Genomic DNA, 8,478 nt, shown 5'->3' with positions numbered 1-8,478 from the left:
ATAATATCGAGATATTAGTCAGCTATTTGACGCCATTTGGCAAGATTTAGCCATTTTTAACCCATTTAGATAACTATCGATTGAATTGAGGACACGCCCTAGAACCTTTTAGTCATTCACACTGGCAGGTTTGGCTTTAGCCATATTTTTAATACTGAAGCGTTCATTCATCTTTTGATAAAAACGAGCTAGGTTTTCGCCTTGCTCATTAGGATTAATCTTCAATACTTTACCAAAATCCAAGCTTAGATATAGCACGATATCCGCAAAACTTAATTGTTCACCTACTAGGTATTCACGGCTTTCTAGTATCGTCTCAAAATATGCCATGGCTTTAACAGCACGAGCAATTGATGGTGCGACGAACTCTGGCACTTGCTCAACACGTTGTGCTTTAGATGGATGACTGTGCTGAAACGCGAGCATCAAGTTATACATCACCTCAAACTCTGCAACACGGCGCATAGAGCAAACCTGCGCACGTTGTACCACATCATTACCCATGACTGAACGCTCACCGTAAACGCGGTCCAGATACTCACAAACTGCCTGTGAATCATTCAGTACTGTACCGTCATCTAAGGTCAAAACAGGTACGGTCTGCATTGGATTCATTTGCGTAAAGGATTCTGACATTTGCTCATTTGCAGCAAAATCAATATCGATCACATCGACATCATCCATATCATCGACATCAATACCTTTTGAAGCCAATAAGATAAGCGCTTTACGCGGATTGGGCGCTGTACGGGTAATATATAGTTTTTTCATAGCAAACTCCTTGTAAGAATGACTGGACAGCGATTTGACGCTGATACGCTTTATCATGGTTATTGTACTGATAAGCACAAATATTGATACGCTATACCACAGTTATAGCCTAATCTGGCCATCATGGCAAAGCGTTATTAATCATAAAGTAGAAATAAGTAAAGCCCCATAACCTTGAGTCATGGGGCTTTATTTAATCACATTTATACATCAGTCTAATTATTTGTTTGGTGCAGGTGTGGTGCGTAGATACGGTTTAATCTCTTTGTGACCTTTTGGATATTTTGCAGCGATATCTTCATTTTTCACACTTGGTGGAATGATCACATCGTCGCCATCTTTCCAGTCTACAGGTGTCGCAACGTTATACTCATCCGACAACTGTAGTGCGTCGATTACGCGGATAATTTCATCAAAGTTACGGCCACAGCTGGCAGGGTATGTCAGCGTTAGACGAACTTTTTTGCTTGGATCAATGATAAAGACGCTACGTACTGTATGAGTGCTGTCGGCATTAGGATGCATCATGTCATATAGCTCAGCGACTTCTTTATTAGGATCAGCGATGATTGGGAAATTCATATCTGTGCCTTGAGTCTCACCGATATCGCTCGCCCACGCTTTATGATCTTCTAGGCTATCAACAGAAATACAAATCGGCTTTACATTGCGCTTTTGGAACTCGCCATTTAGTGCAGCGGCGCGACCAAGCTCAGTGGTACATACTGGCGTAAAGTCTGCTGGATGCGAGAAGAACACGACCCAATGATCACCTGCCCACTCGTGAAAATTGATGTCACCTTCTGTGGTTGTAGCGTCAAAATTTGGTGCGGTATCACCTAAACGTAAATGTGCCATGCTTGATTCCTTAGCTATGTGAATGAACGCTTATATCGACACGTCGGCCTCGCGTTCTATTATTGTCATCGACGTGCTCAGCTATCAAATATAACATAAAGCACATCCGTAAAAACTGACTTTATCTTAACAAACTGGTTATGAATGTCTTGTGACGGATTGTAATGCGGTTATTCCATTTACCTCTAAGCTGATGGACAAATCTTTTAATGAATTTTATGGACAAGTAGCTTTGATAAATAATTAAACCACCATACCTGCATCCCATAAGCAAAATTCGCACCATAATCATACTTAACTTTATAACTGCGCACAAAAAAGCCCATTCCTAGCGTACTAGAAATAGGCTAACTTGCAAACTACTATTGTTCAGTATTATTTCAAAATATCTATTTGGATAAGGATACTTTTAAATACTAAGCCAGCATAAATTAAGCTGGCTTATAGCTATCACGTAAGCTAACGATTTGGTTAAATACTGGCTTATCCGTGCTGTGATCTTCGCTATCAGAGATGAAGTAACCTTCACGCTCGAACTGGAAACGCGTGCCAGCATCTGCATTGACCAAAGATGGTTCAACCACTGCATTTAGCTCAGTGAGCGAGTTCGGGTTTAACGCTTGATGAACATCAGCGACGCCACTTGGGTCCTCAGCACTGAATAGCTGCTCGTACATGCGTACTGTCGCTGGCACACCTTGACTGGCTGATACCCAATGAATCACGCCTTTGACCTTACGCCCTTCAGGGTTATTGCCCAAAGTAGCAGGGTCAATCGTCGCTTTTAGTTCAACGACATTGCCACTTTCATCAGTGATATGCTCAGTGACGGCTAGCACATAAGTATTACGTAGACGAATCTCTGGCTTTTCTGGAGAGAGACGCTTGTAGCCTGCTGGCGGTTCAATCTCGTAATCACCTTGATCGATGTATAGCGTCTCGGTAAATGGAATCTCACGCTCACCCATATCGACGTTAGGATGGTTCGGCTGAGTCAACCAAAGCGTCTGAGTCGCATCGTCAAAACGTGCATTAACGCTATCGGCTTTTTGCGACTCCCAGCTGCTGACCGCTTCGCTAAAGTTAGTGATGGTCACTTTTAATGGCTTTAGTACCGCCATACCGCGACCAGTAGTCGTCTCTAACGATTGACGAACGCTAAACTCTAGCAAACGGAAATCAACCACACTATCCGCTTTGGTCACACCCACACGCTCACAAAAATCACGCAAGCCTTCTGGCGTATAACCACGGCGACGCATACCAGCGACGGTCGGCATACGAGGATCGTCCCAACCGCTTACGATACCTTCATCTACTAGTTGCTTTAGCTTACGCTTACTGGTCAATGTATGATCAACGTTTAAGCGGCTAAACTCGTACTGATGCGGCGGTACGTCAAAGCCGATTTTTTCGATGACCCAATCATAGAATGGACGATGATCTTCAAACTCAAGCGTACATAACGAATGGGTAATCCCTTCTAACGCATCGGAGAGTGGATGAGCAAAGTCATACATCGGATAGATGCACCATTTATCACCAGTCTGATGATGCTCTTGATGCATCACGCGATAGATAACAGGATCACGTAGGTTCATATTTGGGCTGGCCATATCAATCTTCGCACGCAAAATAGCCTTCCCTTCAGCGTATTTACCGTCTTTCATATCATTGAACAGCGCTAGGTTTTCTTCAACACTGGCATCACGATATGGTGAAGGCGTTCCCGCTTCATTGAATGAACCACGGTTTTCTTTGATTTGTTCAGGGGTTTGCAAATCAACATAAGCGTCGCCTTGCTCAATCAACTGAATTGCCCATGCATGTAGCTGATCGAAATAACCTGAGGCATGATGCGCCTCGCCTGCCCACTCAAAACCTAACCACTGCACATCGTTTTTAATATTGTCGATGTAATCTTGCTTTTCAGCAGTTGGGTTGGTGTCATCAAAACGCAGGTTGCACACACCGCCGAACTCTTTGGCCACACCAAAGTTTAAGCAGATAGATTTTACGTGGCCTAAATGCAAGTAGCCATTTGGCTCAGGCGGAAAGCGCGTTACAATTTGCTGGTATTTTTGCGCATTGACATCGTCACGAATGATATTACGAATAAAATCGTTTTTTGCTTCTACTTTTTGTGCATTGTTGCTTGAGTGTTCACTCATCGGGCATTGCTCCTAACGCAAATTGTCAGTTCATGGTGCGTGCCATCACGCATCACAAAACGTTTAAACTAAAGTGTCAAAATAAAGCGAGGATATGAAAACTTAAATAGTGCGACCGCATTATCAAAGTTTGTCAAAAATGGGTAAAGTTGCGTTATTCTATCAGGTTTCGCAAACGCATTAACAGCCTGATACATGACACGGGATAAAAAAGCCGTTAGACTACCCGTAACTTTTTAACCACCACTCACAATAGTGCTATTTAAGGCGCTGCAATCAAAAAGGAATATCCCATGGTAGACATGCCACCAGTAGTAGAACTTGAAACTAATATGGGTGCGATCGTTATCGAACTCAACGAAGAAAAAGCACCAAAAACCGTAGAAAACTTTTTAAACTACGTAAAATCTGGTCAGTATGACGGTACAATTTTCCATCGCATCATTGATGGTTTCATGATTCAAGGCGGTGGAATGGACGCTGAGATGAATGAAAAACCAACCAATGCGCCTATCGAAAACGAAGCGGACAACGGCCTGAAAAATGACAAAGGTACTATCGCAATGGCGCGTACCCAAGATCCGCATTCAGCGACTAGCCAGTTCTTCATCAACGTAAAAGACAACGACTTCCTAAACCACTCTGGCAAAAACATGCAAGGTTGGGGTTACACCGTATTTGGTAAAGTAACAAGCGGTATGGACGTTATCGAAAAAATGCGCAGCGTACCAACGGGTCGTTTCGGCATGCATGCTGATGTGCCAAAAGAGCCAGTTGTTATCAACTCAGCAACCATCATTACTCAGTAATAGTCATTCAATAGCAGCTAGTCAGTAATAGTTACTTAGCGATAGCTGTGAATGAGCGAGCATTTTTTAATAGAGTTTATTAAATCATGCTCGTTATACGATAAGTCACGAGGACCAAGATAAATGCAAAGTTTTGATCACTTAATCACGACCCGCCCTCATCAAGTGCGGCAAGTATTGATTAGCGATTTGCATTTATCGCCTCAGGAGCCTGCCTTAGTGCAGGCTTTTTTGGCGCTATTAGATGACTGTCTCGCCCTGCCTGCGCTCAAACGCCTTTTTATATTGGGTGATTGGTTTGAGGTGTGGCTAGGTGATGATACGTATTTATCGTTGTCAGAAGACGAGAAGATAGCGCAATGGTTGACTCCACTTATCACCAAACTCAAGCAGTTACGTATCAATGGCTGTGAGATATTGGTCATGCATGGCAATCGTGACTTCTTGTTGGGTCAGCCGTTTTGTAATTTGTTCGGTGGTGAGCTTATCAACGAGCCATATACTTTGCCTGTTGGTCAGCAGAATTACCGCTTAGAACACGGTGACGCACTCTGTACTGATGATAAAAAATATCAGTTCTTTCGCAAAATTATGCGTAACCGTTTAACTCAGTGGTATCTGCTCAATAAGTCATTAGAAAAACGCTTGGCAATTGCAGACAACATGCGTAAAAGAAGCCAACAGAATAATGCGAACAAAGCTGCGCATATCATGGACGTGAATGATAAAGCCGTACGTCAAGCCATTACTACTAGCGATGCATTGTTGCACGGACATACTCATCGACCAGACATTCATCAGGCGACGGCTGATAAAAAGCGCTACGTGCTTGGCGACTGGCGATTTTTAGATAAAGACACCCGCCAGCCGAAAGTTAGCGCCGTGATTGGCGCAGTGACAGATGACCAGCATTCAAATGACGGTTTTAGTAGTAACGATTTAAGCAATAATGATGCTGGGTTTGAATTGTTTGAGTTTACAATGCTTGTTTGACTTGATCGTTGAACCTATCTAAAAAACAAAAGGGTCTGTTAAAATATCAACAGACCCTTTTTATTTTTTACTACAATTCTTTTACTACACTTTTAAATAGCTTATCGCTTGCCAGTTTTTTAAGGTATTAGCTTAAAGAAATGCTGACGGTAATGCTTTAGCTCACGGATAGAGTCACGAATATCGTCTAGGGCTAAATGACTGCCACCTTTTTCGAAGTTCTTTAAGATATCAGGACGCCAACGGAAACACAGCTCTTTGATCGACGACACATCAAGATTGCGATAATGGAAGAAACGCTCAAGCTCTGGCATTTGGCGCGCCATAAATCGACGATCTTGGCAGATAGAATTACCGCACATTGGCGACTTGCCACTATCAACCCATTTATTCAAAAACTTGATGGTCTCAGCTTCGGCTTCTGCCAATGTCACCGTACTACGACGCACACGATCGACCAATCCTGACTGACCATGCTGCTTAGTATTCCAGTCATCCATCTTATTCAAGACTTGATCTGATACCTTGATAGCAAACACAGGTCCTTCAGCAAGTACATTCAAATCTTCGTCAGTAACGACAGTAGCAATCTCGATAATCTCATCGTTTAAGGTATCAAGTCCGGTCATTTCTAAATCAATCCACACCAGCCCTTTTTTGCCTTGATTTTTGATTTTAATCTTGTTGGGATGGTCACCGGTAGTCATACAATATCCTATGGTCATTAAATTTTGGGACAGTTTTAAACATAATTTAAAAAACGTATTGCGGTTGAATACTCATATTCAGGCAGGTTTGTCATGCACTGATTGATTCAAAAAATCTAGCAATCAGCCAAAATATTACAAAACCACTGTCTGCCGCAGACGCTTTAGGCTGTATGTTAGCAAATTTTCACGCTACACTTAGCAATATTTTTATAATAGGTCAAAAACCCATGGCATTAATCCGGCAACGCAAACTGACTAAACAACAGATTCGTCGCATCGACAAGCAGCAACTGTCCAATCAAGATAGTATTGATGACAGTTTGATGGATGGCGTGGTCATGGCGCATTACGGTAAGCAACTAGAAGTACAAGTCACTAGCCTGCCAGCTGTCATACCTGAGCAGCCAGAGATTGCACCTGATGATCCTGAGCCGTTTTGGCAAACGCTTGAATTGAATGATATTTGGCGCTGTCATGTGCGTACCAATCTACCGATGCTAGCTGCTGGCGATCAAGTGCGCTGGAATGCCGACTCTAATACTGGCTTTGGTCGTATCGAAGCGGTCAAACCGCGTACATCGCTGGTTTCTCGTCCTGACCGCTATCATAAGCTCAAACCTGTTGCCGCCAACGTCGATATTTTGGCGATTGTTTTTGCGCCACTGCCTGCCGCCGCACCAACGTTGATCGATCGCTATCTCGTGGTATGCCATCATGCAGGTGTCAAACCACTATTGGTACTCAACAAAGCCGATTTATTGGCAGCAGAAAACGGTGTGGATACCAATGAGTTATTGGCACAATATGCCGCGCTCGGTTATGAAAGTGTTCTGACTTCGGTCGATTGCCCTGAAAACATCGCTGAGAGCGATGAGCAAGAAGGCCTTGATGAACTAAAACGCTATATAGATAAAAAGCTGGTCATCTTCGCGGGTCAATCTGGTGTCGGCAAAAGCAGCTTAATCAATGCCCTTCTGCCTGACTCTGGACAGAGCGTCAATATCATTTCGCAAAACTCTAAGCTCGGTCAGCACACCACGACGACCAGTCGACTGCTGCCATTCAACCCCGAAGACCTCACTCAAGGCGGTATCGTTGATACACCAGGGATTCGTGAATATGGTATTTGGCATCTTACTCCTGACGATATTATTTCAGGCTTCGTTGAGCTAGCACCATTGGCCGGCGGTTGCCAATTCCGTGACTGTCGCCATACTCACAACAGCAAAGGCTGCGCACTATGGCAAGCCGTAGCTGATGGTGAAGTATTGCAGCGCCGTGTTGAAAACCTCGTCACGCTACGAGAAGAGGCAGATACTAAGCCTTATTAATATTTGGCTTGTTAGTGTCCGTCTTAATTAAACACGGTCTTGTGAGTAGATATTTTTATTAGGCTAAGAAGATCCATAGATAAGTACAATAACCGCCCAATTATTGCCCATGTCATCGCCCGTTTACTATAGATGGCCTTATCGGTATAATAGCGCCTTGTTCAATATCATTGGGCTGTCTTCTCAGCTTAATAGAACACTTATTTTTTTGGAGGTATGGTTTGGATCGTGCGCTGGAATTTGTGGGCAACCACCCGTTTTTATTTGGTATATTAGCCGTACTTGCTATACTGTTTTTTACGATTGAAAACAAACGTAGCGGTAGAAAAATATCGCCTAACACGCTTGGCATGATGGTCAATTCTCAGAACGCGCAACTTATCGATATTCGCGCTAAGAAGAAGTTTGAATCAGGATATATTCAAGGCAGCCGCAACATACCGTTCACTGACCTCAAAGACCGCTTAGAAGAGATTCGCGCGATTGAGCAGCCGGTGATTATCATCTGCGACATGGGCGTCCAAGCAGGCGCTGCGATTCAGATGATTGGTAAAGATAGTGTCTATCGCTTAGAGGGCGGTATTGGCGGCTGGCAAGGCGCTGGCATGCCATTGGTTGGTGTAAAAGACGCCAAAGCAAAGGCTAAAGGTAAAACAAAACCAAGTCTAAGCAAGTAATAGACCTGTATAGGCGCTTAAGTGAAGCGTTTATACACATCGCTTAGCTGATGTTTATGCGACCTGATTAACGTTATCAGCGCTACCAACGCTATAAAGAAGACACCTTTTTATTGGGTGTCTTTTTTTGTGGTTTATTTTTTATATTCTATTTACCA

8 protein-coding genes are annotated in these 8,478 nt (G+C 43.3%); 4 read left to right on the top strand and 4 right to left on the bottom strand.

The features are described 5' to 3' along the window. Positions 1-108 precede the first annotated feature (108 nt). From QO187_RS12855 to QO187_RS12845, 3 genes are all read right to left on the bottom strand, one after another. On the bottom strand, positions 109-771 hold the full coding sequence (locus QO187_RS12855) for a glutathione S-transferase family protein (protein ID WP_371548549.1): 663 nt from the start codon (positions 769-771) through the stop codon (positions 109-111). A gap of 219 nt (positions 772-990) precedes the next feature. Then, complete coding sequence (locus tag QO187_RS12850; RefSeq protein ID WP_201548860.1) at positions 991-1,629, bottom strand: peroxiredoxin; 639 nt, start codon at positions 1,627-1,629, stop codon at positions 991-993. A 431-nt stretch (positions 1,630-2,060) separates the two neighbouring features. Further along, positions 2,061-3,800, bottom strand: a complete 1,740-nt coding sequence (locus QO187_RS12845) for a glutamine--tRNA ligase/YqeY domain fusion protein (RefSeq protein ID WP_102093734.1) — start codon at positions 3,798-3,800, stop codon at positions 2,061-2,063. A 293-nt stretch (positions 3,801-4,093) separates the two neighbouring features. On the opposite strand from QO187_RS12845, the gene QO187_RS12840 reads away from it, so the two are divergent. Together QO187_RS12840 and QO187_RS12835 are read left to right on the top strand one after the other, a co-directional pair. Further along, entirely contained in the window at positions 4,094-4,609 is a 516-nt protein-coding gene (locus QO187_RS12840; protein ID WP_057760980.1) for a peptidylprolyl isomerase, read from the top strand. A 123-nt stretch (positions 4,610-4,732) separates the two neighbouring features. After that, positions 4,733-5,602 (top strand): UDP-2,3-diacylglucosamine diphosphatase, encoded by an 870-nt coding sequence (locus QO187_RS12835; protein ID WP_102093735.1) that lies wholly within the window; start codon positions 4,733-4,735, stop codon positions 5,600-5,602. Positions 5,603-5,721: 119 nt separating this feature from the next. Here the strand turns inward: QO187_RS12835 and orn are convergent, their stop codons facing one another. Then, positions 5,722-6,309, bottom strand: a complete 588-nt coding sequence (gene orn / locus QO187_RS12830) for an oligoribonuclease (RefSeq protein WP_057760984.1) — start codon at positions 6,307-6,309, stop codon at positions 5,722-5,724. 230 nt (positions 6,310-6,539) lie between these two features. Between orn and rsgA the strand changes: the two genes are divergently transcribed. Both rsgA and QO187_RS12820 read left to right on the top strand, forming a co-directional pair. Next, positions 6,540-7,643: a ribosome small subunit-dependent GTPase A gene (gene rsgA, locus QO187_RS12825; protein WP_102093737.1), complete on the top strand. Its 1,104-nt coding sequence runs from the start codon at positions 6,540-6,542 to the stop codon at positions 7,641-7,643. A gap of 221 nt (positions 7,644-7,864) precedes the next feature. Beyond that, positions 7,865-8,320, top strand: a complete 456-nt coding sequence (locus QO187_RS12820) for a rhodanese-like domain-containing protein (protein WP_057760987.1) — start codon at positions 7,865-7,867, stop codon at positions 8,318-8,320. The last annotated feature ends 158 nt before the right edge of the window (positions 8,321-8,478 follow it).

The sequence above is a fragment of the Psychrobacter sp. Arc9 genome (assembly GCF_041431295.1).
Taxonomy (GTDB): Bacteria; Pseudomonadota; Gammaproteobacteria; order Pseudomonadales; family Moraxellaceae; genus Psychrobacter.
The sequence above is the reverse complement of the archived record's forward strand: the minus strand, read 5'-3'. Positions and strand labels throughout refer to the sequence as shown.

What these genes read in the sequence shown, in the direction of transcription:
- QO187_RS12855 (WP_371548549.1), bottom strand. Translation starts at nt 771, where the DNA reads ATGAAAAAACTATATATTACCCGTACAGCGCCCAATCCGCGTAAAGCG.
- QO187_RS12850 (WP_201548860.1), bottom strand. Translation starts at nt 1,629, where the DNA reads ATGGCACATTTACGTTTAGGTGATACCGCACCAAATTTTGACGCTACA.
- QO187_RS12845 (WP_102093734.1), bottom strand. Translation starts at nt 3,800, where the DNA reads ATGAGTGAACACTCAAGCAACAATGCACAAAAAGTAGAAGCAAAAAAC.
- QO187_RS12840 (WP_057760980.1), top strand. Translation starts at nt 4,094, where the DNA reads ATGGTAGACATGCCACCAGTAGTAGAACTTGAAACTAATATGGGTGCG.
- QO187_RS12835 (WP_102093735.1), top strand. Translation starts at nt 4,733, where the DNA reads ATGCAAAGTTTTGATCACTTAATCACGACCCGCCCTCATCAAGTGCGG.
- orn (WP_057760984.1), bottom strand. Translation starts at nt 6,309, where the DNA reads ATGACTACCGGTGACCATCCCAACAAGATTAAAATCAAAAATCAAGGC.
- rsgA (WP_102093737.1), top strand. Translation starts at nt 6,540, where the DNA reads ATGGCATTAATCCGGCAACGCAAACTGACTAAACAACAGATTCGTCGC.